Genomic DNA, 22456 nt, shown 5'->3' with positions numbered 1-22456 from the left:
TATTTGAATCTAAAAAAGAACCCAAGGAATGCTATCTAAAAAAAGCCATTTTGGAAGAATCGAAATCTATCTCTCCAAAATGGCTGAACACCTACTGAAAAATATCGTAATTCTACCTTAATTACTCATTTTCTTTTGATTTTGCATTCCAAACCAACAAAGCAAAGAGAACAGACAACAATGCCGCACCAATCCAAAACCAATTGATATAGGTAAAATCATAAACATCAACGCCATTTTGAACAGTCTTTTGCCCTTCTATTAGTACACCGCTCATCACATCCTGCAATCCGGCTCCGATATAACTGGCGATACCAACCACCCCCAAAGCAGCACCCGACGCATTGCGAGGAGCAATATCCACTGCCATCAAACCACCCAGAAAACAGATCAAAACTCCGATACCTAAACCGAAAAGTACCATTGCCAACACGTCTATCCAAAAATGTACGCCCGGAACCAAGAGAAACAAACAAAGTGCTATTACATTCATCAACCCAAATACTAAAGCTGGAATATTACGACTGCCGGAAAACATTTTATCGGAAATGATACCGGAAAATACCGTTCCAATGATCCCACAGATAGAACTGATTGATATTATAAAACTGGCATCCAGCGTAGAATATCCCTTTTGAGCTTCCAGATAGAAAACACCCCAACTATTTACCGCATAGCGGCTAATATACATAAATGCACTGGACAGAGCCAAAATCCAAATTGCAGGATTCTTCAAGACAGCCTTTTGTGCTTTGTTGAAATCTTCCGTTTGTTTACCAGACAAAGAATGGGAATCCACAGATGAAGAATTTTTGTTCAACAAGAATCCCTGACTCTGTGGCGTATCACGCATAAAGACAAGCATCATAAAGAAACCTAATATCCCAATAATGCCAGCTCCAATCATCCCATACCTCCATCCCATCCAACTGACTAATAAGGCTATGGAAATAAAGGTTAATGCTTCACCCAAATTATGACTAGCAGACCAAAAGCCGTAAAAAGTTCCCCGTTCTTTACTACTGTACCACCGAGTGAGCGAAACCACTCCGGATGCCGCTCCCATTGACTGAAACCAACCATTCAATCCCCAAAGTAAGACAAAAGCATAAAAGGAGCTAGTGAAACCTAAACATAAATTTATCAAAGCGGAACACAATAACCCGGTAGACATAAAACGCCGTACACTGCTACGGTCGGCAAGAAAACCATTCGTCAACTTACCCACTGCATACACAAAAAACAGACAAGAACCGATGATTCCTAATTGAGTCTCGGAAAAGACTCCTTCCTCTACAATCGGCTTGCGCACTACGTTCATGCTAAGGCGACAAACATAGTAAATGCCATATCCGGTAGTAGCCGACAAAAATGTAGCCCAACGGATGCGCTTAAAGCGGGAAGAACGTTCGGAATCAACCTCTCCACTAGCTAGCGGAGAAGAAATTTTGTAGAAATTCAGCAGCTTCTTTATCATAAATACTATTCTATTATTGTTTACAAGTCGTGCACAAAGGATTCTTAGTCGGCATTGTTGCATTAACTTCAATACGCCAATGATGCAGTTTATTTAAAAGTTCGTCAGTTAACACTTTATTCTGTTCTGCAAGGTTATTGCGTTCGGATATGTCTTTAGACAAATCATACAACTCAACTGTACCAGTATCATAAAATTCAATCAATTTATAATTATTCCAACGAATGGCCCCCGAAGGTCTGCCACCCTGATTGGAATAATGAGGAAAATGCCAATAGACAGCATCCCTATCCAAATGTTCTTTTTTATCCTGCAACAAAGCTAGGAAAGATATACCATCCAAATGTTGTTGTGGCTGCATTTTGCTATTTGTCATTTCTAAAATTGTAGGATAATAATCGGTAGAAGTTATTACTTCATCGCAAATAGTAGCAGGAATCGTAACTCCCAGCATACGTATTATCAGAGGTTCACGAATACCACCTTCATAAGTAAATCCTTTTCCACCCCGCAATGGACGGTTGGAAGTTGGCGAGCCTTCAGAAGTAGCAAGACCTCCATTGTCCGAAGTAAAAATCAAAATAGTATTATCATAAAGTTTCAAGCGCTTCAACTCATTTATTATTCGCCCAATATTCTCGTCCATACTGGCGAGCATAGCAGCATATACGGCGTTGCTATGTACAAGCCTTTCATGATGAGAAGCATCTTGATAAGGTTGCATAGACTTCCATGCCGGATTCTCATCAAAAGTACGGCAAGTGTCCAAGTTCATCCGTAAAGCCTTTTCTTCAAAATATTTCACTTTATCCGGTTTCGCCAACAATGGAGTGTGCACCTGATAAAAAGGCAGATTGATAAAGAAAGGAGCATCTTTGAATTGACGTATGATACGGATACATTCATCACCCAACCGGTCCGTCAGATATTCTCCCTCCGGCCCATCTTTCAAATAAGGGTTATGATAGGGTGAAAAATATCCTCCTTTACCCGGACCACCTTTATTACAACCGGCTATATTTATATCATATCCCTGATATTGGGGATAGGTCAATGAGTCTATCGAACAGTTCCATTTACCAATATGAGCTGTCTGATAGCCTTCTTGCTTCAATGCTTCACCAATAGTCAATTCTTCCAAAGGCATATTTTGCACAAAATCGATCGGGAGTACCGGACAATATTCTTCAATCTGTTTTTTTCTTGAAGGAATGGAATAGCCACCGGGAATATAATCAGTCAAATGCAAACGTGCCGGATATTTTCCCGTTTGAAAAGATGCACGTGTAGGCGAGCTTACCGGACAAGCAGCATAAGCGTTCGTAAAACGGACACCTTCTTTAGCCAGTTGGTCTAAATTGGGTGTCTCATAAAAACGACTGCCATAACATGACAAATCCGTCCACCCCAAGTCGTCCGCTAAGATGAAAATAACATTCGGACGAACTTTCTCCTTATGCTGTGATTGGCAGGATACCAGCACTGTTGAAATCAAAACTGCTCCTGACAATATCAAATTTTCTTTCATGTATCGTTATTTTTTTAAGTATAAAACAGGCTTTTCCGAACTATAAAGCCCGGAATAAGCCTATATAAAAATAAATGCAAATTTACTATTAGTCGTGTAGTTTCCTGCTTCGCAAATAGTCAAGCAGATATTGAGGGCGGTCGGTTTGTATGATTCTTGCCCCAAGTGTATCGATAAGATATCCATAGCCGTCATCTGGATTCTTTAAGGACATATCATCATCATGCCCGCCAGCCATTGTATCCCAAAGGGTGTTGTACCAAATTAATGCCCGGCCGTCAAGAGACGATTTCAATTTGACTGGAAGCGGATTTGAATCTTTGACAAAAAGCAATTCAAAAGCGACTGGTTGCATATCTTTAATAAAAGTTTCAATCTGCTGTTCCGCACCATGAGTATCCAAATTGACAATAGGCATATAGATAACATCATTCAAATAATCACCAAACTGCTTTTTTACTTCTTCGGCAGATTTGTTTCCTTTCATAATGATTTGTTTAGTCGTTCCCGTCTTTTTCATCAATGCATATACCTGCTCAAAGTAGCGGTCGGCTTTATCTAAATTCAACATGATTTTACCCTTAGCATGCAGTAGAGCTTCTTCAAGTGTCGGTACATTATGAATGGTACGAATTGCACAACCGTTCTTCAGTTTCAGTTTGCGTATAGAATCCAATGTAACTTCGGCTATTTTCCCTTTTCCCGTAGATGTACGGTCTAATGTGGGGTCATGCATTAGTATCAACTGTCCGTCTTTAGTACGCTGCACATCCAATTCGACAATATCCACGCCCATTTTTATAGCATTATCTATCGCCTCCAATGAATTCTCCGGAAAATTACGCCAATCTCCACGATGAGAGGCAACTATAACTGTGCTTTGGTCACGATTCAGCAGCTTCTCGCGTATCAAACTTACTCTATCCTGCGAATAGAGTTGAACTGCTGCCAATACAGCAACTACGATTAATATAAGTTTTTTCATCTCGTTTATGTGTTAGTTTATCTTCTTCCTATTTTCTTCAGGTATGCATCCAACAGGAACGGATGGTCACTGAATATTATATTGGCTCCTTTTTTCAGTAACCAGCCATAACTGTTCTCCGGATCGTCCATCGCCATTTCATCATCATGTCCACCATTAAAGTCCGCCCACAATGAATTGTACCAAATGCGGAATCCTCTATCTTTTATTTCTTTAGCCCGGTCTATCACAGGAAAATCATCTCTTGTGAAAGAAAGACTAATAACAGATGTCTCAATATTATCCATAAAATCATCCAGTTTCTCATCATCACCTTCTCCCTTGCAAACTAATACTGGAATATAATTTACTCCGTCCAACAGTTTACCATAAGTCTGGGCTACATGCTTGCTATCTGTCGTTCCACGCAAAATTATTTGTTCCAGGCATCCCTGTTTTTTCGCAACCTCTATCACTTTTTCTTTGATGGGCTGCCATTTGTCTACTTGAATTAAAATTTTACCTTTAGCTAATTCCAACACTTCTTCAAAAGTAGGTATTCTTTGGCGAGTAATCACCCCGATAGGACTTTTTAGTTTTAAATCTTTCAATTCCGTCCAAGTATAATCAGACACTTTACCGGTTCCCGTTGTTGTACGGTCTATCGTCTGGTCATGCATCATGACTATGACGCTGTCTTTTGTCATTTGCACATCAATTTCAATGCCGTCAAATCCGGCATCAATACAGCTCTTATACGCTTGAAGTGAATTCTCCGGAGCATTCCGCCAATCACCACGATGAGCAAAAATCATCACATAGTCAGATTTACCGCCATCTTTCAAAGTATTCAAAAGAAAATCCAACCGATTTTGAGCATGAGTGGAGAAAACTCCACTCACAAAAAGCATAAATGCTATAATTGTAAAATATTTAGTATTCATAATGTTTATTTCTTATTTTATATCCCACCAAACACGTGTAGTTATCTTATCTTCACCACCAAGTAATTTCAATCCATTCTGATATTCTGATTTATTTTTAGTGATTTCGTCCTCCGGATATAAATAACGAGCCGGAAGTTGATTCACTCCTATTGTTTCATCATCTGTATGTATGCGGTCGTAAAGATGCGGACGACCGGTACGGCGTATATCAGCATACATCTCTAACGAATTGTAAGGGAACAGAGCCAACCATTTTTGTAACGCAATCTGTTCCAACTGTTCGGACTCGTCGGCAGATAATTTAACGGGGAACTGATTCATTGCCGGAGTATTAAAATAGCCCCCCGGAGCCATCGGCAATTTATCGGAAGTTATGTAAGCCGTAATAGCCTCATCCGGGATTCCCCATGTTTTCATAGCACATTCAATGCCTTTCTTATATAATGCTTCAACAGTTCCACCCATATTCCATCCTTTAATCACTCCTTCCGCTCTCAAGAAATAACTTTCAGCCGCATTCATAACCATTAGCGGCTCCGTATTTTTAGAATCGGAGTCAGAAAAACGCGAACCCAACAAGGATAATGTATTTTTTGCATGTTCTGCAAGTCCCATTTCAATAGAATTCATACCATTGCGTGCACCTCTATAATTGCTATTATATGTCTCGTCAACAGGCTTATTGAAGAATACGGGCAAACGCGGGTCATCGTAACCGACCAATATACTTTGCATTGCCTCACTCATGTAAGTTTCTCCCCAAGCAGAAAGCCAACCATAAGGAGTGGTTGATGAGGAAGTAGCTATAAGGAAAGCATCATCATCGGCATTTTCCATCAGTCCGGCCTCTACCGCTTCTTCTGCATATTTTTTAGCATCGGCAAAGCTTATATCCGAAATTCTCATAGCTAAACGTAATTTCAAAGAGTTAGCGAACCGATACCATTTTTCTACACTTCCACTATATATTTGGTCGTCTGTACCAAATGCATTCGCTGTTCTGTTTTGAGCCAATACCGTAATAGCCGTATTCAAATCCACAAACATCTGTTTATAAACTTCCTCCTGTGAATCATATTTCACGCTTACCTGGGCATTATTTGCATCAGAATAAGGCATTGGCCCATATAAATCGGCTACGCGATGAGATATTTGCACTTTCCAAACTAAAGCAACCGCATGTGCCACAGGTAATGTGTTTTCGGTCATTTCAAGTACGGTTTCCAATTGCGGAAGCGCTTTCAGATAGTATGTAGCCCATGCTCTTCTTGAGAATTTATCGGGAGCGGCAAATCTATCCGACTGGAAAGACGGGGTTACATTCGTGAAATACTGAACGTACAAGTTGGACATAACCGAACTTACTAGTTCAAACTCATAACGGTCGGCATACATTCCCCAATATTGTGAATATGCAAAAGCTGCACCAACGTGCGACATCCCAAGCTCCGGAAGTTTCGTATCATCTTTATTCAAATCTTCGAAATCGGAGCATCCCCATAAAGTTACCACGGTCAGCAACAATAAATATAGATAGTTTATTTTCTTCATAATTCTAAAGTTTATTCATTAAAAAGATACGTTCAGATTAATACCAAATGAGCGGGTGGAAGGCAAAGCAAAAGCTTCCAACGCCTGATTATTTCCTGTACCTACCGTCATTTCCGGATCAAAGATTCCGGCCTTACTTTGTAGGTAACAAAGATTCTTCCCATAGATTCCTAAGGATAATCCGGTGAAAGGCAATTTACCTAATACTGATTTAGGGAAAGAATAGGAAAGTGAGATTTCTTTCAGACGAATGAAAGATGCATCATATACAAATACTTCACCCACCGGATTGTTACGACCTCCTAAAGTGGTCCACAATGTTTCTGCGTTGATTTCTTTCGTATTCCTCTCTCCACTATCCAATACTCCAGGAAATACAATACCACCCTCACGTCCGGCTAAAGTACGTGCAGTAGAACCATACCCACTCAAAACTGCGTCTGTGAAAGATACAATTTTACCTCCCTGTTTAGTATCTATCAAGACATTCAATGATAAGTTCTTATATCTGAATGTATTTGACCAGCCACCTGTCCAGTCAGGATTTGCATTGCCTACTTTCACTGTTTTCTTAGAGGTCAATTTTGGCAATCCGTTTGTTCCCACCAGTATCTCACCGGCATCATTACGCTGAAATCCACGTACGTAAATATCACCAAAGGATCCTCCTTCTTCAGCAACAACATTCGCTATGAAATCTTCAGAGCCTAAAGTTATTGTCTTTACGTCTTCTGTCAATTCTTTTATTGTATTAGTATTCTTGCTGAAGTTGAATTGAGTAATCCAAGAGAAAGCTTTTGTTTCTATCGGGGTACCATATAGTTTGATTTCAACGCCTTTATTTTGTACCTTGCCTGCATTTATAAAACGGTTCTGATAACCGGAAGCCAAAGGCATGGGTATAGAAATCAACTGGTTAGTAGTGTTTGAGTTATAATAAGAAAAGTCCAGTCCCAAACGGTCACCAAAGAAGCGAACATCAACACCCATTTCAAACGAACCGGTTTTTTCCGGTTTCAAGTCTACAGCAGGCAATTTACTTGACTTGTATACATATCCATTATTTCCTCCTGCAATATACGAATAGGTCTGATTGATAATAAAAGGGTCTGTATCATTACCCACTTGTGCATAAGATGCTCTCACTTTAGCAAAGTTGAACCATTCGGGCATCTTGATTATATCACTCAATACAGCCGACAATCCTACCGATGGATAGAAATAAGAGAAACTCGACTTTGGCAGAGTGGACGACCAGTCATTACGACCTGTCACATCCAAGGTAAGGAATCCTTTATAAGTTACTTGTGCAAAACCATAAAATGAGTTCAGTTTACGACGGAATAAAGAATTGTCTCCCACCAAATTCTTTGCGTTGGATTGTGAGAATAAGTTTTCCGCCAGTAACTCTGTGTTTGAATAGCTGCTTCCTTTTCGATTTTGATAGAAGGTGCTTCCACCAAAGTTTACGTCAAAAGTCCAATCCTCACTCAAGGTTTTGGCATAAGTCAACAAGAAGTCATTGTTCCATTCAAAAGAGTCATAGGAATCTAATATATAATCGCCGTTCGGTGCTCTCTGATAGGTATCATTATATAATTTGAATTCACCAGAATCGTGATAATAATCTACACTGGAACGTAGCATTAAGCTCAATCCTTCGAGTATAGTCCATTTTACAGAACCCATTGCCAATATTTTATTACGCTCGTCTGACCGTACATTGCGATTAACAACCCAATATGGATTCTGAGAAAGGTCTGCGCCACCCGGCAGCCAATGATGTTGCAATGTCTTTATCGTGCCTCCTGTACTTACATATTCGTATGTTTTAGCATCATCCAACACGATATTTCTCGGCATGGTATAAATCTGACGCACAGGGTTGAAAATATTCTCTCCCGTCCAAGGTTTACCTTTTACCTTTTGGTTCATATAGTTGATTTTTGCATCGACTTCTATACTCTTACTTAGTTTCGAATTCAAACGTAAAGAAGCGGAAGCACGATTCAAACGGTTTTGAGGTACAATTCCCGTTGCATAATCATGGTTCAGAGAAAAACGGGCTTGTGTCTCTTCCGTCCCGGTGGATACCCCAACTGAATTAGACCAATTGATACCTGTATTAAAGAAATCTTTTACATTGTTGGGTTGGGGAGTTAAAGCGTATTCCTTATCTCCGGCATAATTAGGATTGTTAGACCAATGCTCTACCATCTGACCTTCCATCTTAGGACCAAAATTATATAAAGTGTTTTTATTATATTGTCCTCCCGAACCTTGTGCATATTCATCTTGCAGGTCTAACATTATATTGGGAGAATCTATTGAGAAAGAAGATGAATAGGTGACACCTAATCCTTGTCCCGCAGTTCCTTTTTTGGTAGTTATAATAATTACGCCATTACTAGCACGTGAACCGTACAAAGCTGCCGCCGATGCTCCTTTCAAGACATTAATCGATTCGATATCAGCAGGATTGATAGAAGAGATACCGTCTCCTGAATCAAATCCTCCCGTTAGTGCCTTGCCATCCGAACCCTGCGAACGAGTGGTGGAAGATGTATTATCAATAGGTACACCGTCGACAACAATCAATGCCTGATTGTTACCACTAATAGAACGATTTCCACGTAATGAAATCTTAGAAGAACCTCCTAAACCGGAAGATACTTTACTAATATCCAAACCTGCTACTTTACCGGAAAGAGAATTGACAACATTCAAGTCACGTACCTGCTCCAATTCTTTTCCGGCAACTGCTTGTGTGGCATATGATAAGTTTTTCTCTTTACGGGAAATACCGAGTGCTGTAACAACTACTTCATCCAACACCTTACTGTCCTCTTTCAGAGTAATTTGAGCTAAATCTTTACTGTTTGAAGCACTAAACTCTACCGGTTGATAACCAATATATGAAATAGATATCATCGCATTCTCTGGTACATTGTCAAGTTTGTACTTTCCATCGAAATCTGTTATTGTCCCCATAGTAGTGCCTTTCACCAAGACGCTAGCCCCAATAATAGGTTCGCCTTTTTCATCGACTATCGTTCCCATTACTTTTCTAGTAGTTTGATTCTTCTGAAGTTTACGAATCAAAACAATTACATTTTCTTGTTCTTTCTTGTAAGTCAGGTCCATTCCTGCCAGAATTTTGTTCATGAGCTGTTCAATAGTTGCATTCTGCACATCCAACGAAACTTTCTGATTTAATTCAGGAAGATTCTCATTGTAGAAAAATTTGTAACTACTTACCTGCTCAATCTTCTTTAAGGATGCTCTTAAAGAAAGATCCTTCACGTTTACCGTAACTTGAGAATAGGTGGTAAAAGAAATACTTAAAAACAATACTAACCAGATAGCCCGTAATGTTCTCCGGTTCTTACTTCTCCCTTTCAACGTTTCAGGGAGTTTTTCAAAGGTTTTTCTGTTTTTCATATATCAAAACTTTTAAGTTGTTTGATAGATATACAGACTGCTATATTCGCTCGTCCAATCGCCTATCAGACTTTAACTCTCGTTAACTTATTTAAATTAGAGAATAAAAAAGCCATTCCAAAGAAGCGGGCTCCGGAATGGCTCTATTCTATATTTTACTCAATAAACGATTATATTACTTTGTACTCACCAATATTACGTTCTTCAGCATTAAAGGAAACTCCCACTTTTACTAGCCCACGTCCGTCTGTCCGGTAAGGTAACAAATATCCTTTTTCATCTATTTGTTTCAGAGCTTCGTCAACAGTTCCTTCCAGTTTAAACTCAAAAACATAAATACGGTCTTTCGTTTTCACCACGGCATCGGCACGACCTTTTGCGCTACGGACTTCTGCATCTACATATTGTCCCATCAACTTAAAGACGAGATAAAAGATAACCTGATAATGCCGTTCGGTCTTTGTGTTCAATTCGTAGGGAATGTCGGCAAAGAATGATTTCATACGTTCCATAAAGGAATGAACGTCGCCCGACTGAAGTTCACGGACAAACTTAACTGCATTAAAATCCGTTTCATCAGAAGAGATGGGTGTATAATAGGGGATCAGGAATTTAAGAAAGCCATATTTTACCTCATCATTCGGAAAACCTAGCGTATATAGGTTCAATGATTTATCAAAGTTTTTAATTGTCAGATAACCACTTTGGTAGATCATCGGAAGGGGATTCTTTGTCTCTGCACGGTATTCGGCAAATCCGGAACTTCCTACTTCCAAGCCATCTATCAGCAAACGTAAATCATAATCACTTTGTTTCAGCAGGTCTACAAGATAGGTAGGAGTACCGGTCTGGAACCAGTAATTATCAAACATTAATCCATCAAAGACATTGAGGACACTGAAGGGGTTAAACAATCCATCTTCGCTATATGTAAAGTGATAGCCATCGTACATCGCCGTCATTTTATCGACAGTATCTTCAAAAGACATCTCCTGCACTTCTGCCAACCGCTCCAACTCGGGAGTAAATGTGGATACTAACTCCTTTTTAGTAATACCACAAATATTGGCGTATGGAATTTTCATACTTATATCATTCAGCTGATTCAAATCACTGAACACACTTACTTGGGCAAATTTTGTGACTCCTGTCAAGAATATAAACCGAAGATAGCGGTCGGAACTTTTCAGTACACCATAAAAGGCTTTCAGAATACGACGGTATTCATCCAACAGGTTCTCATCTAAAAGGGCTTGCAGCAAAGGTTTATCATACTCATCAACCAATACCACAACTCCTTTTCCTGTTTTCAGGTAGGCTTGCTCAATGATATAACTAAAACGTTCTTCAGGACTACGGTCTTTCTTCTCATCACCATATACGGCTTCCCATTTCTCCAAATACTGGTTTAGCATGGCGACCAAATCTGCCGCCGTCTCATATTTCTTCGCATTCAAATCAAGATGCAGAACCGGATATTGCTCCCACTTCGTCTCTAACTTTTCAATTGCCAAGCCTTCAAAAAGGTCTTTACGACCCTGAAAGTAGGCTTCAAAAGTGGAAATTAGCAGACTTTTGCCAAAACGACGGGGACGACTAAGAAAATAAGGCACTTTAGTAGCTGCTATCTGATATATAATGGCTGTTTTATCCACATACAAACACCCCTCTGCACGCATCTTTTCAAATGTCTGTATCCCTATCGGCAATTTACGTTCCAATGTATTCATTGCATCTTCAAATTAGTGTACCACAAATATAGACGTTATTCGATGAATAAACAAAGATACTCTATGAAAGTTCCACTTATTTCTCTTTCAAAACAATCACCGAACCGTCCATTTCATAATAGAAAGGTGAAGTAAGCATCAGGATATTCAATGCATTCTGTATGCCACCTCCCGGAATGGTTCCGGTGAAATATTCATTAGGTAGTTTATTGGAGTCGAAACGAATCTCTACGTCATAGATGCGTGAAAGGGTTTTCATTATATTTTCCAAAGATTCTTTCTCAAAATAGATATTTCCTTTCGTCCATTCAATGTAGTCACTCGGGTGTACTTGAGTGGCTGTTATCTTATGAGTGGCTTTATTATATTCTATTTTGTCGCCGGGCTTCATGATATGCGACATTTTCTGCGCATAGACCCCTACTTTTCCTTCCAAAAGAACGACTGTCACGTCTTTGGCATCTTCATAGGCAGATACATTAAAAGAAGTACCGAGTACTTTCACTTCCAAATCGCCTACCTGTACAATAAAGGCGCGCTTTTCATCATGAGCTACTTTGAAATAGGCTTCACCATTCAGTTGCACACGACGCACATTTTCTCCGAAGTTAGTCAGATAGCTTAATTGCGAAGCAGAATTGAGAACGACATTCGTTCCGTCCGGCAATTCGATGGTTGCTTTATCTCCTTTGCCCGCTTTCACAATAAAGGGTGTTTCTGCCGTTGGAGAAGAATCTAAAAGATAGTAAGTGAAGAAAGCGACACAGACAGGTAATAAAATTGCAGCAACCCATTTCCAAGGGATGATACGGAGGGTTCGCACTTTCTTTCCCAAAGTCTCTTCTTTTATCCGGGCAAAAAGTTTATCACGCAACACCGGATTCATGGAGGAATCCGATCTCTCAAACTCTTGTTCCCACCAGTCGTGCAACTGACGGTCATTCTTTATCCAGTCTGACAGTTCTTTTATCTCGACATCCGTGATCGTTTCTTCGAAATATTTTTCAATTAGCTCTTTATAATATGTCTTATCCATCTTTTCACTTATTTACAAGTATACACTTTCATCCTACTTCCCATCCAAAAACAAGTATTACTATTACATTTCATTAACAAAAAAGGCTAACAAAAGGGTAATTACCTTATCATAATGCTTCATCAACTGTTCACGCATAAATTTCACAGCCAAAGATAATTGGGTAGCAACCGTACTTTCGGAAATCCCCATGATTTCGGCTATTTCTTTATTTGTGTAATTCTGTCTTTTGCTCAAAATGAATATTTTCTTCCGTTGCGCAGGCAGTTCTCCGGCAAGAGAATCGATATACTCATTCAAAAAGCGCAGATCAATATTCTCTTCTGTCTGTGAATCACGGTCTACACTACTTTTCATGAGATATTCATTGTAAACATACTCTACGGTCTGACGCTGGTACATATTCATCAATAAGTTTTTGGCAATGGTACAGAGAAAAGAGATAAACGAGGAAGCCGGGTCTACTTTTTCACGCACTTCCCATATACGAATGAAAGTGGATTGCACCACTTCTTCGGCCATATATTGATTGCCGGAAGAGAGTCGCATAATGAAATTGTACAGTTTGCCACTATACATATTATACAATCTTTCGAATGCCTGAAAGGAACCGCCTTTTAAGTCGATTAATAAATGTTTTTCATCTGTAGAATCTACCATATCTTAGAATTTTGCAACAAAGGTATGCAGCCATAGTTCATAAACAGGTGACAATATTATTAATATTTTCTCAATTATCCGACTTTTCTGAAGAAAAAGATAGTAAATAGCAAATAGTAACGCTATCCGGTCAGGATAATGACGCTATCCAATCGGGATAGTGACGGTATCCGAACCGGATGGCGTTACTATATGTAGTGAAGTAGTTCGTACTAATAAGTCAGACGAACACCTGCTTGTATGTTGAAGTTAAACGGATTCTCTTTACGTATAGTCTGTATATCGGAGCCATCATTGAAATAATAAGCAACACCCGGTTCCACGTAAATACCCAAACGTTTCGTTGCATTGATCTGCGCACCTACGCCACCGGATACCGAGAACTGCAAAGGCTTCACTGTTTCTTTTTCAGAACCTAGCTTTCCATAAACACATTTTTCAACCATACCTCCACCGGAAACATAAAGAGTGACAAGTTTCTTATCCAGGAAGTTCCAGTTGGCACGCAACGGAATACCGACATAGTGTAGTTTCTGCTCTATCTGTTGTTCCTCACCTGCCAGTTTTGCATCCGAAGAAAGCAGCGTATAAGTCAGTCCTGTCTCAAGAGAGAATCCTTTAGCCAAACCTTTACGAACGGACAATCCGAAAGAAATAGGCTGATGATGTTTAATGTCAACCACCTGTTTGGCCTGACGCAGGTAAGGTACTCCATCTTCGAAAACCAATGTTTGGTCATTAGGAATCGTCTCCATCAGACCGTTGGAAACTGAAAGCATACTCACACGGGACATATAAGCATGAGATCCGGCACCTACTTCTGTCGAAGCACCTCCTGAATTTCCTACCGAAAGTCCCATTGACCATGTTCCCTTTTGAGAAGATCTTTTTTCTGTCGGAATATGAAGTTTGTCTTTACCGGAGGGGCGACGCGGTCTGTTATTCAATCGCTCTGTATCTTGTGACTGTCCCTGACTGACATTTGTATTTTCTGCCTGCTTCGGTTCATCTTTTACATTTTCAGTTTCTCCCTTCCCTTTTACATTCTTATCTTCCTCACTCAAAGAGTCCTCTCCATTTCCTGTTGAAGGTCCATTTTCATTACCGATTCCTAATGGATCTACACCTGTTTTCTGCTCCGTATGATTCCTGTCGACTTTCGCCAAACGATCTTCGCGAGTTACCGGTCGTAAGACAGGTTCCACAGCAGTTCCCTGCATATCCGGTTGTTGCACACCCGGCAATGCATCGGGCGTAGAAGCCAATGCCGGAGTTTGTATATGGCGTATTTCATCCGCAGCGGGTGTCCCTAGAAAATACAGACTTACTGACGAAACGACAGCTAATATTATAATAGCTGCAGCAGCCATCATCCATTTTCGATAAGGATATATTTTCTTCTCCACAGGAGGCATAAGTTCTTTCTCCAGTTGTTCCCAACCGGAAGCAGGCGCCGGCTCGGAATAATCCGCGAGCTTCTCCTTCAACTTATTCATCCATAATTCTTTCTCTTCCATCTCTATCTATCCATTATGCGTTATCCATTCTTTTACTCTTTTTGCTAATACACTCTTCGCACGAAACAGTTGCGAAGCCGAAGATTTTTCATTGATACCTAATACCTGTGCGATTTCTTTATGCGATTTGTCTTCAAATGTATAAAGATTGAACACAGTACGATAGCCGGCGGGTAATTCTTCAATAAACTGCATCAACACATTTTGTGGTATCGCTTCTACATCGGAAGCATCCGGCTCTTCATATTCTTCGGGCAACTCTTCCAAAGGTGTCGACTGATTAATTACATCATTTTTCCGAAGATACTGTAAAGCTGTGTTGACCATCACCCGTTCCATCCAGGCTCGCAAGGAGCCTTCACCCCTCCAGGTGAACTTATCGAACGAATCGAATATCTTTAAAAAACCGTCGTGAAGCAGATCCTGGGCTGTATCCCGGTCGCCGGTATAACGTAGACAGATGCCAAGCATACGCCCCGCATACTGTTCATACAGTTCCTTGCGGGCCCGGTTATTACCCAGCCTACATTGTTCCGACAACTCTATTTCTTCCATTCTCTTATACACGTGTTTATCTTATAAATGCAGCAAAGATAGAAATACTGCACAGAGAGAACAACTCTTTTATCACTTTTGTTTCTTTAACAGATCCGAATGCAATATTTTCTATCCTCTTGCATTTTCACTACAGAAAACATAAATATTATAAAATCTAAAACCTAGTAAGTATATGAAGAAATTTAAATTCATTGCCTTTATCTTTGCTATTATGACTACCATGCCGATTCTCCAGTCATGCTTGGACGACGATGATAATTCGTCCGATCTTCTGGCTATCAGCACCATCAATATGATTAGCCAGGATAGCAAGGAATTTTATTTCACTTTGGATGACGGGAAAAAGATGTATCCCAGCAACTCACAAGGATGGAACAATGAAGATTGGGTGGAAGGACAACGAGCTTTTGTGATATTCAACGAGCTGGAAGAGCCTGTAAATGGATACGACCTTAATATTCAGGTGAAAGGTATCAATCCAATCTTAACCAAAGACATCGTCACAATGGGTGAAGATGACAACGACGAAGAGAAAATCGGAGATGATAAGATCAACACGACTTATATGTGGATCAATAAGGATAATAAATATCTGACGATTGAATTCCAATATTACGGAACACATAGTGAAGATAAAAAACATTTCCTGAATCTGGTGATTAATGACAAAGAAGAGACTGCTCCCACTGCTGACGAAGGCAATGCGGAGGACGAATATATCAATCTGGAATTCCGTCATAACAGTGAAGGAGATGATCCTCAACGTTTGGGTGAAGGATATGTGTCTTTCAAACTGGATAAGATTAAAGACCGGATGGAGGGGAAAAAGGGACTAAGAATTCGTGTCAACACCATTTATGGCGGGCCGAAAACTTATGAAGTGAAATTTCCTTAGACGACTAATCTAATGTGAACATGCGAAACACACTCTTTTTTAATATAATATATTAATTACGCAAAAGAGGGCGGTAGTTGTGAAACTGCCGCCCTTTTACTTTCTTCTTTATATTCTTTCTTCTAAAAGAGTTATTTCTTATCTCCCAGATAATTCCAAACAACTGCACTCAATGCAGCTCCTACAAATGGAGCAATGATGAACAGCCACAACTGCGACAATGCTTCTCCTCCTTGGAATAATGCCGGAGCAATACTACGTGCCGGGTTTACAGAAGTCCCTGTGATAGGAATACATACAATATGTACCAATACAAGAGTCAAACCGATGGCAAGTCCTGCCAGATTGCCTGCTCCCTTCTTCGGATCGGTAGAGCCGAGCACTACCAATACAAATATGAAAGTAAATACTGCTTCCGCAATAAATGCCTGCAACATTTCTCCATCACCAAAACCATTCGAACCTGTCGCTGTAGGCCCGTCATGAGCACCGGTAGAAACTAAAGCAAAAAGAATAGCCGAACCGATAATAGCTCCGATTACCTGGAAAATCATATACATACCTGCATCTTTTCCATTCATACGACCAGTCAAAAACACTCCTAATGTAATAGCAGGATTAATGTGACATCCCGAAATACCTCCGATAGCATACGCCATCGCTACTACGGATAAACCAAAGGCTAAAGCTACGCCGATTGTTCCCACACCAGCACCTACTGTATCAGCCAAACCACCAGCAAAGACGGCGCTACCACATCCCATAAGAACGAGCACCATCGTTCCAATCATTTCTGCAATGTACTTTTTCATAGTAATTAATATTGTTTTTGTTTACTTTCCAAAAATAAGCAATTCAGACTAGAAATCAAAACATATCCGTATTATTATAACGCAACTTTGCTACATTTTTTACAGAAAGAGATTGTTCTCGATGGAAAAAGGGATTCCCTAATGTGCTATAACAAACATTGTATGGACTGTAAAGAAAGCATTTCCTTGGGAACCGCCGCCTTTATTTCCTCTTTCAGGACGCATAAGAGACTGTGGCGAATAAAATCTTTATTTGTTACCAGTACCACTTGCCGTGTAGGTCGGGGAATGGCAAACGGACGTACCAACTGCCGCTGTTCTTCCGTCAATTGCATCACTGCCAATTCGGGAATAAAAGTGATTCCTTTTCCACTTTCTACCATTCGCATAAAGGTTTCCATACTCCCCAAATGATAGGCCATCTGATTAACCTTCACAGCCTCCATCTGACAGAAACGGACGAGTTGATCGCGAAAGCAGTGTCCTTCGTCCAAAAGCCAAAGATGTTCGCCTGTTATATCAGAAGTGCGGATCATATCATGCTTGAAAGAGGATTCTTTTCGTGACACATAAGCGTAAAATTGCTCATAGAAAAGAGTTTCTTCTGTCAAGAACGTATCTTCCAGTTTACTGGCAATAATTCCCGCATCCAAATCTCCGGCATGCAAAGCCTGCTGAATATCCTGTGTCTTCATTTCCGTGACACGAATATCCAGTTCGGGATATTTTTCCATTAGTTGAGGAAAAAAGCGAGGAAGCAGATAGGGAGCGATAGTAGGCAATACCCCCAAGCGAAATACGCCTGACAATGACTGTTTATCTTCACTGATTATTTCTTTCACTTGAGCTGCCTGCGCCAGAATCACGCGAGCCTGGTCTATCACTTTCTGTCCGATGGCTGTCGGACAAACGGGCTGTACTGTCCTATCGAACAACTTTACTCCCAGTTCATCTTCCAGTTTCTGAATCATTGCACTCAAAGTAGGCTGCGTCACACGACAATATTCAGCTGCCCGTGCGAAATGCCTGAACTGGTCTACAGCCAGTATATACTCTAATTGTTGTATCGTCATCTATCAAATCTTATTAAGTTATAGATTTCATCTATGCAAAGATAGAAATTTTCAGTTTGACAGCAAGCATTTTACGCCTTATCTTTGCAGTACAGAAAAAAAGAAAATAAGTATAAATCATTAAAAATAGAAGAATATGAAAACTTTAGAATTTATCAAATTGAACGAATCGGGAGCAAACAACGTAGTAGCATCTTTGCAACAACTATTAGCAGACTTCCAAGTGTATTACACCAATCTTCGCGGTTTCCACTGGAATATCAAGGGACATAATTTCTTTGTACTCCACAGTCAATTCGAAAAGATGTATGATGACACGGCTGAAAAGGTGGATGAAATCGCAGAACGTATCTTGATGCTGGGTGGTACTCCTGCCAATAAATTCAGCGATTATCTAAAAGTAGCAAATGTGAATGAAGTGGATAAGGTAAGCAACGGAGACGAAGCATTGAATAATATCCTTCAGTCTATCAGCTATCTGATTGGTGAAGAACGTAAGATCTTATCTATCGCTTCTCAAGCCGGAGACGAAGTAACCGTTTCGATGATGAGCGATTATCTGAAAGAACAGGAAAAATTGGTTTGGATGTTGGTTGCTTATAATAGCAAGTAATTAAAATAAAAGGTTTAGGTTTTAGGTGAGAAAGAGAGGATATTTCCGCAAAAGGAATATTCTCTCTTTTTTATTAAGAGAAAACGAAACAGGAAATCTCTTAATATAGATATTAATAAAAATTACTCCACTAAAATAACATTCTGCAACCTAATATCATTAGAAGCGGCACCAATCATAAGATGGAAATTTCCAGACTCTACTACTTTCTTCAAAGTATAGTTAACCAAGAAAAAGTCCTCCTCTGTCAAAACAAAAGTAACTTTTTTCTCTTCTCCTTTTTTCAAATGGAAACGTTCAAAATGTTTCAACTGTTTCATCGGCTGAACAACTGATGCATATTCATCTCTCATATAAAGTTGTGATACTTCTTCGCCATCATACTTCCCTGTATTCTTTACTTTAAATGAGACTTCAAAACAACGAGCAGATTTCTGCACTACCTGCAAATCAGAATATTCAAAAGTGGTATAACTCATCCCATAACCAAAGCTATATAACGGAGAAGATGACACTTCCACATAATCATGATTCCGAGGAGCTTTCTGATTATAATAAACCGGAATCTGACCTACAGAACGCGGAACGGAGATTGGCAAACGTCCGGAAGGATTATAATCTCCAAAGAGAACATCCGCTATGGCATTTCCACCCTCCTGCCCCGGATAGTAAGCAGTCAGTAGTGCATCAGCATATTCCGAAGCCCAATTCTTTTCTAAAGGACGACCTTCAATATAAACGACAATCAAAGGCTTACCTGTCTTTTGCAAAGATTCCAATAGTTCTTGTTGTCTACCAAGTAAGGATAAACTGGCACGGTCAAATCCTTCTCCACACTCCATATCATTTACACTACCCTCTTCAGCTACAGCCGCACCTGTTTCTTTATAGCTCGTTTTAAAATCACGGGCACTGGAACCACCCACAACCACAATTACAACTTCGGAGCGACGGGCAGCTTCAATTGCTTGTTCTATCTCATTCACTGTAGTATCACGAATAGCACAGCCTCGTACATATTCCACACGAGAAGGAGATAATTTTGTTATAATTCCATCAAGAACAGTTTTCACATTACTATCTTCCTGCGGAGCTGTATAGTCCCCTAACATATTATATCGATTGTCAGCATTAGGGCCAATTACCGCCACCTTATTTATCGTCTTGCTTAAAGGAAGAATTGAATTCTCATTTTTGAGAAGTGTTATGGAAGACTGTGCGATTTTACGTGCCAGTTCGATATGTTCTTTACGGCGTACTGTTTTAGCAGCAATTTTCGGATCCACATAAGGATGCTCAAACAAGCCCATCTCAAACTTCATCCGTAACACCCGGCAGACAGCCGTATCAATCACAGTCTTATCCATTTGTCCGGATTGAACCGCATGACAAAGGTTGGTATAAGCATCCCCACCCAAGTCAACATCAACGCCAGCCGTTACAGATTGTATGGCTGCATTCTCTTTAGTTAGAGCAACAAAGTGGCTTTCGTGAATCCCTTCAATACTATATAAATCGGAAACTACAAAGCCACAAAACTTCCATTCATTACGCAAGAGTTGAGTCAGCAAATAATGGTTCGACGTACAAGGTATCCCATCTATCGAATTGTATGAAGTCATTACAGACAATGCCCCTGAATCTATTGCCTTACGAAAAGGAGGAAGAAAATTCTGATGCAAATCACGAATACCGACTGAAGCATAATTACCATTCTGTCCACCCTCCGGCACAGCGTATGCCAGAAAATGTTTCAAGGTAGCTATGGTAGCGTATTTTTGTGATAGATTACCTCCACCTAAACCGTCAACCATAGACGCCCCTAAAATGCCACTCAACACAGGATCCTCACCAAATGTTTCTTCCACGCGGGACCAACGGGGATCACGGGTCAGATCAAGTACGGGACCGTAACTAATATGCCCACCTTGGGAACGAATTTCTTTAGCGATAACTTGACCAACTTCTTTTACTAATTCCGGCGACCAGGTAGCCGCCATTCCGATACCCGTAGGAAAAACTGTAGCACCAATTGCCATGTGCCCATGAGGGGCTTCTTCCGCTAAAAACATCGGAATTCCCAGACGGGTATTCTCCATCACATACTTTTGCAATGCATTTCCGGCTTTCGCTGACAATTCTGGATTTAAGCCATTAGCCAATGTTTTCTTTGTCCAGGGATCAGCACGATAAGTTGCCCAAAGCATTCCGGCATTTCTTTCTTTAATCAATTGCTTGAACTTTCCGGAAGGATGAACCTCACTGCCATGGATTTCATACATTTCCCAACCTAAAGGACAAAGTAACTGACCGACCTTTTCTTCCAGAGTCATACGGGAAAGTAAATCTGAAAGTCTTATATCTATTGACAAACTGGGATCTTTGTAAGCAGGTAACGAGGGAGAGGATTGAGTAAACCCCAAAGTACATACCATCTGTACCATCACCAAAATATACAATCGTTTTATCATAATGTTATATACAGTAAAATGACTCAATTAATTTATAGTGTATTTCTAATCTTTCAAATAGAGATATTCAACCCTACTTACCCATTTCTCCCTCAAATATAACTGTATGTACAGGCTGATGAGTATCATTTGTTATCAACTTGACCTTTGCATCCAATAGATGGTTTGAAGATGATACATTTAATTCAAACAGAACCTCCAAACACTCATTTTGCTTCAAAACCTTTTCACCCCGGATATTAGTAGAAACAAATTCCGGACATTCTATTTTGCGGATAATAAGAGGATTCGCCCCTTCATTAGTAACTTTAACTTTTCTCTGAATACGCTTTTTTAATGAGATATTCCCCAAATTAAAATAAGACTGTGAACACTTCATCCGGGGAGCAGTTGCCGTGCTTACTTTTCTCATATCATCAATCACTGTACCAAAGATTTGTATAGGAGAACTGTGTACGGAATTGGCACTAATAATAATCTTATCTTTAAATGTACCGTAAAAGCCTTTTAAAGGAGAAGCTGTTATTTTTATAGTCGCACAAGATCGACCTTGAAGAGATGATGGCATAGATATCGACAAACATCCACTCTTATCCAACAGCGAGTATGACAACCTGACTATTTTATCCGATCGGTTATAGATTCTAATTTCCAATTGTTTTGGCCTCCCATTATGCTGTAACAGATCATAAGATAGAGCCATTCGGTCTGCCAGAATATCTGATGATAAAGAATAAGGATATTCATCCTCTATACGATTCATTGTATTTATCGTACCTTTTACCCAAAGAGTATTGACACTTTGCCCTGAATTAGAAACAACCCTTATACTCTTAGAGAAAAAGTTTGTTCGCCCTTTAGGATCGAAAGTTACGGTAATAATGCCTGTATGCCCTGGTTTTACAGATTGTTTACTATAAACAGGAATGGCACACCCACAAGTTGAAATCACTTCTTCAATCACAACAGGAGAAGTATGTATATTAGTAAAATGAAAAGTATGACTCACTTTGCCTCCTACTTCCTGAATATTACCAAAATTCCAAGTAGTAGTATCAAAACGTAATACAGTTTTTCCCTGTTGTTGAGCACATACGCCAACAAAAGAGCACAGTAAAACGATCAAAGCTGACATAAAACGTTTCATCATCATTTCTTTAAGTTAATATTGGGAGTTACGTAA

17 protein-coding genes are annotated in these 22456 nt (G+C 39.8%); 2 read left to right on the top strand and 15 right to left on the bottom strand.

Going from position 1 to position 22456, the window contains the following annotated elements:
- Nucleotides 1-121 precede the first annotated feature (121 nt).
- From ACT8YW_RS00230 to ACT8YW_RS00180, 11 genes are all read right to left on the bottom strand, one after another.
- Nucleotides 122-1477 (bottom strand): MFS transporter, encoded by a 1356-nt coding sequence (locus ACT8YW_RS00230; RefSeq protein WP_444103609.1) that lies wholly within the window; start codon nucleotides 1475-1477, stop codon nucleotides 122-124.
- Nucleotides 1478-1490: 13 nt separating this feature from the next.
- Nucleotides 1491-3005, bottom strand: coding sequence for a sulfatase (locus ACT8YW_RS00225; RefSeq protein WP_444103608.1), 1515 nt, complete (start codon nucleotides 3003-3005; stop codon nucleotides 1491-1493).
- Nucleotides 3006-3093: 88 nt separating this feature from the next.
- On the bottom strand, nucleotides 3094-3990 hold the full coding sequence (locus ACT8YW_RS00220; RefSeq protein ID WP_302827284.1) for a glycerophosphodiester phosphodiesterase family protein: 897 nt from the start codon (nucleotides 3988-3990) through the stop codon (nucleotides 3094-3096).
- Between the two features lie 17 nt (nucleotides 3991-4007).
- Complete coding sequence (locus tag ACT8YW_RS00215) at nucleotides 4008-4913, bottom strand: glycerophosphodiester phosphodiesterase family protein (RefSeq protein ID WP_081352730.1); 906 nt, start codon at nucleotides 4911-4913, stop codon at nucleotides 4008-4010.
- Nucleotides 4914-4925: 12 nt separating this feature from the next.
- Nucleotides 4926-6467 (bottom strand): SusD/RagB family nutrient-binding outer membrane lipoprotein, encoded by a 1542-nt coding sequence (locus tag ACT8YW_RS00210; protein WP_444103607.1) that lies wholly within the window; start codon nucleotides 6465-6467, stop codon nucleotides 4926-4928.
- An 18-nt stretch (nucleotides 6468-6485) separates the two neighbouring features.
- Nucleotides 6486-9908, bottom strand: coding sequence for a SusC/RagA family TonB-linked outer membrane protein (locus ACT8YW_RS00205; protein WP_444103606.1), 3423 nt, complete (start codon nucleotides 9906-9908; stop codon nucleotides 6486-6488).
- 170 nt (nucleotides 9909-10078) lie between these two features.
- Nucleotides 10079-11638 (bottom strand): ATP-binding protein, encoded by a 1560-nt coding sequence (locus ACT8YW_RS00200; protein ID WP_444103605.1) that lies wholly within the window; start codon nucleotides 11636-11638, stop codon nucleotides 10079-10081.
- 76 nt (nucleotides 11639-11714) lie between these two features.
- Nucleotides 11715-12674, bottom strand: a complete 960-nt coding sequence (locus tag ACT8YW_RS00195; protein WP_444103604.1) for a FecR family protein — start codon at nucleotides 12672-12674, stop codon at nucleotides 11715-11717.
- A gap of 63 nt (nucleotides 12675-12737) precedes the next feature.
- Nucleotides 12738-13334, bottom strand: a complete 597-nt coding sequence (locus ACT8YW_RS00190) for an RNA polymerase sigma-70 factor (protein ID WP_444103603.1) — start codon at nucleotides 13332-13334, stop codon at nucleotides 12738-12740.
- A gap of 212 nt (nucleotides 13335-13546) precedes the next feature.
- Nucleotides 13547-14851, bottom strand: coding sequence for an outer membrane beta-barrel protein (locus ACT8YW_RS00185; protein WP_444103602.1), 1305 nt, complete (start codon nucleotides 14849-14851; stop codon nucleotides 13547-13549).
- Nucleotides 14852-14857: 6 nt separating this feature from the next.
- Nucleotides 14858-15406, bottom strand: coding sequence for an RNA polymerase sigma factor (locus ACT8YW_RS00180; protein WP_122138357.1), 549 nt, complete (start codon nucleotides 15404-15406; stop codon nucleotides 14858-14860).
- 175 nt (nucleotides 15407-15581) lie between these two features.
- Here ACT8YW_RS00180 and ACT8YW_RS00175 point away from each other — a divergent pair, with 175 nt between their 5' ends.
- Nucleotides 15582-16304 carry a NigD1/NigD2 family lipoprotein gene (locus ACT8YW_RS00175; protein ID WP_004325420.1) on the top strand — a complete coding sequence of 241 codons (723 nt, stop codon included), beginning with the start codon at nucleotides 15582-15584 and terminating at the stop codon, nucleotides 16302-16304.
- Nucleotides 16305-16435: 131 nt separating this feature from the next.
- Here the strand turns inward: ACT8YW_RS00175 and ACT8YW_RS00170 are convergent, their stop codons facing one another.
- Together ACT8YW_RS00170 and ACT8YW_RS00165 are read right to left on the bottom strand one after the other, a co-directional pair.
- The gene (locus ACT8YW_RS00170; protein ID WP_004302280.1) at nucleotides 16436-17116 is read right to left on the bottom strand and encodes an MIP family channel protein; all 681 of its coding nucleotides are present in this window, start codon (nucleotides 17114-17116) and stop codon (nucleotides 16436-16438) included.
- A 146-nt stretch (nucleotides 17117-17262) separates the two neighbouring features.
- Nucleotides 17263-18189: a hydrogen peroxide-inducible genes activator gene (locus ACT8YW_RS00165; RefSeq protein WP_149944621.1), complete on the bottom strand. Its 927-nt coding sequence runs from the start codon at nucleotides 18187-18189 to the stop codon at nucleotides 17263-17265.
- A gap of 136 nt (nucleotides 18190-18325) precedes the next feature.
- On the opposite strand from ACT8YW_RS00165, the gene ACT8YW_RS00160 reads away from it, so the two are divergent.
- Entirely contained in the window at nucleotides 18326-18802 is a 477-nt protein-coding gene (locus tag ACT8YW_RS00160) for a Dps family protein (protein WP_004305814.1), read from the top strand.
- 122 nt (nucleotides 18803-18924) lie between these two features.
- On the opposite strand, the gene ACT8YW_RS00155 is transcribed toward ACT8YW_RS00160, so the two are convergent.
- Together ACT8YW_RS00155 and ACT8YW_RS00150 are read right to left on the bottom strand one after the other, a co-directional pair.
- Complete coding sequence (locus tag ACT8YW_RS00155; RefSeq protein WP_444103601.1) at nucleotides 18925-21273, bottom strand: glycoside hydrolase family 3 N-terminal domain-containing protein; 2349 nt, start codon at nucleotides 21271-21273, stop codon at nucleotides 18925-18927.
- A 73-nt stretch (nucleotides 21274-21346) separates the two neighbouring features.
- Nucleotides 21347-22423, bottom strand: a complete 1077-nt coding sequence (locus ACT8YW_RS00150; RefSeq protein ID WP_444103666.1) for a DUF1573 domain-containing protein — start codon at nucleotides 22421-22423, stop codon at nucleotides 21347-21349.
- Between the last annotated feature and the right edge of the window lie 33 nt (nucleotides 22424-22456).

This window comes from Bacteroides sp. (genome assembly GCF_052357945.1).
Lineage (GTDB): Bacteria > Bacteroidota > Bacteroidia > Bacteroidales > Bacteroidaceae > Bacteroides.
The sequence above is the reverse complement of the archived record's forward strand: the minus strand, read 5'-3'. Positions and strand labels throughout refer to the sequence as shown.

Coding starts and splice junctions, on each gene's coding strand:
- ACT8YW_RS00230 (WP_444103609.1), bottom strand. CDS start 1,477: ATGATAAAGAAGCTGCTGAATTTCTACAAAATTTCTTCTCCGCTAGCT.
- ACT8YW_RS00225 (WP_444103608.1), bottom strand. CDS start 3,005: ATGAAAGAAAATTTGATATTGTCAGGAGCAGTTTTGATTTCAACAGTG.
- ACT8YW_RS00220 (WP_302827284.1), bottom strand. CDS start 3,990: ATGAAAAAACTTATATTAATCGTAGTTGCTGTATTGGCAGCAGTTCAA.
- ACT8YW_RS00215 (WP_081352730.1), bottom strand. CDS start 4,913: ATGAATACTAAATATTTTACAATTATAGCATTTATGCTTTTTGTGAGT.
- ACT8YW_RS00210 (WP_444103607.1), bottom strand. CDS start 6,467: ATGAAGAAAATAAACTATCTATATTTATTGTTGCTGACCGTGGTAACT.
- ACT8YW_RS00205 (WP_444103606.1), bottom strand. CDS start 9,908: ATGAAAAACAGAAAAACCTTTGAAAAACTCCCTGAAACGTTGAAAGGG.
- ACT8YW_RS00200 (WP_444103605.1), bottom strand. CDS start 11,638: ATGAATACATTGGAACGTAAATTGCCGATAGGGATACAGACATTTGAA.
- ACT8YW_RS00195 (WP_444103604.1), bottom strand. CDS start 12,674: ATGGATAAGACATATTATAAAGAGCTAATTGAAAAATATTTCGAAGAA.
- ACT8YW_RS00190 (WP_444103603.1), bottom strand. CDS start 13,334: ATGGTAGATTCTACAGATGAAAAACATTTATTAATCGACTTAAAAGGC.
- ACT8YW_RS00185 (WP_444103602.1), bottom strand. CDS start 14,851: ATGGAAGAGAAAGAATTATGGATGAATAAGTTGAAGGAGAAGCTCGCG.
- ACT8YW_RS00180 (WP_122138357.1), bottom strand. CDS start 15,406: ATGGAAGAAATAGAGTTGTCGGAACAATGTAGGCTGGGTAATAACCGG.
- ACT8YW_RS00175 (WP_004325420.1), top strand. CDS start 15,582: ATGAAGAAATTTAAATTCATTGCCTTTATCTTTGCTATTATGACTACC.
- ACT8YW_RS00170 (WP_004302280.1), bottom strand. CDS start 17,116: ATGAAAAAGTACATTGCAGAAATGATTGGAACGATGGTGCTCGTTCTT.
- ACT8YW_RS00165 (WP_149944621.1), bottom strand. CDS start 18,189: ATGACGATACAACAATTAGAGTATATACTGGCTGTAGACCAGTTCAGG.
- ACT8YW_RS00160 (WP_004305814.1), top strand. CDS start 18,326: ATGAAAACTTTAGAATTTATCAAATTGAACGAATCGGGAGCAAACAAC.
- ACT8YW_RS00155 (WP_444103601.1), bottom strand. CDS start 21,273: ATGATAAAACGATTGTATATTTTGGTGATGGTACAGATGGTATGTACT.
- ACT8YW_RS00150 (WP_444103666.1), bottom strand. CDS start 22,423: ATGATGAAACGTTTTATGTCAGCTTTGATCGTTTTACTGTGCTCTTTT.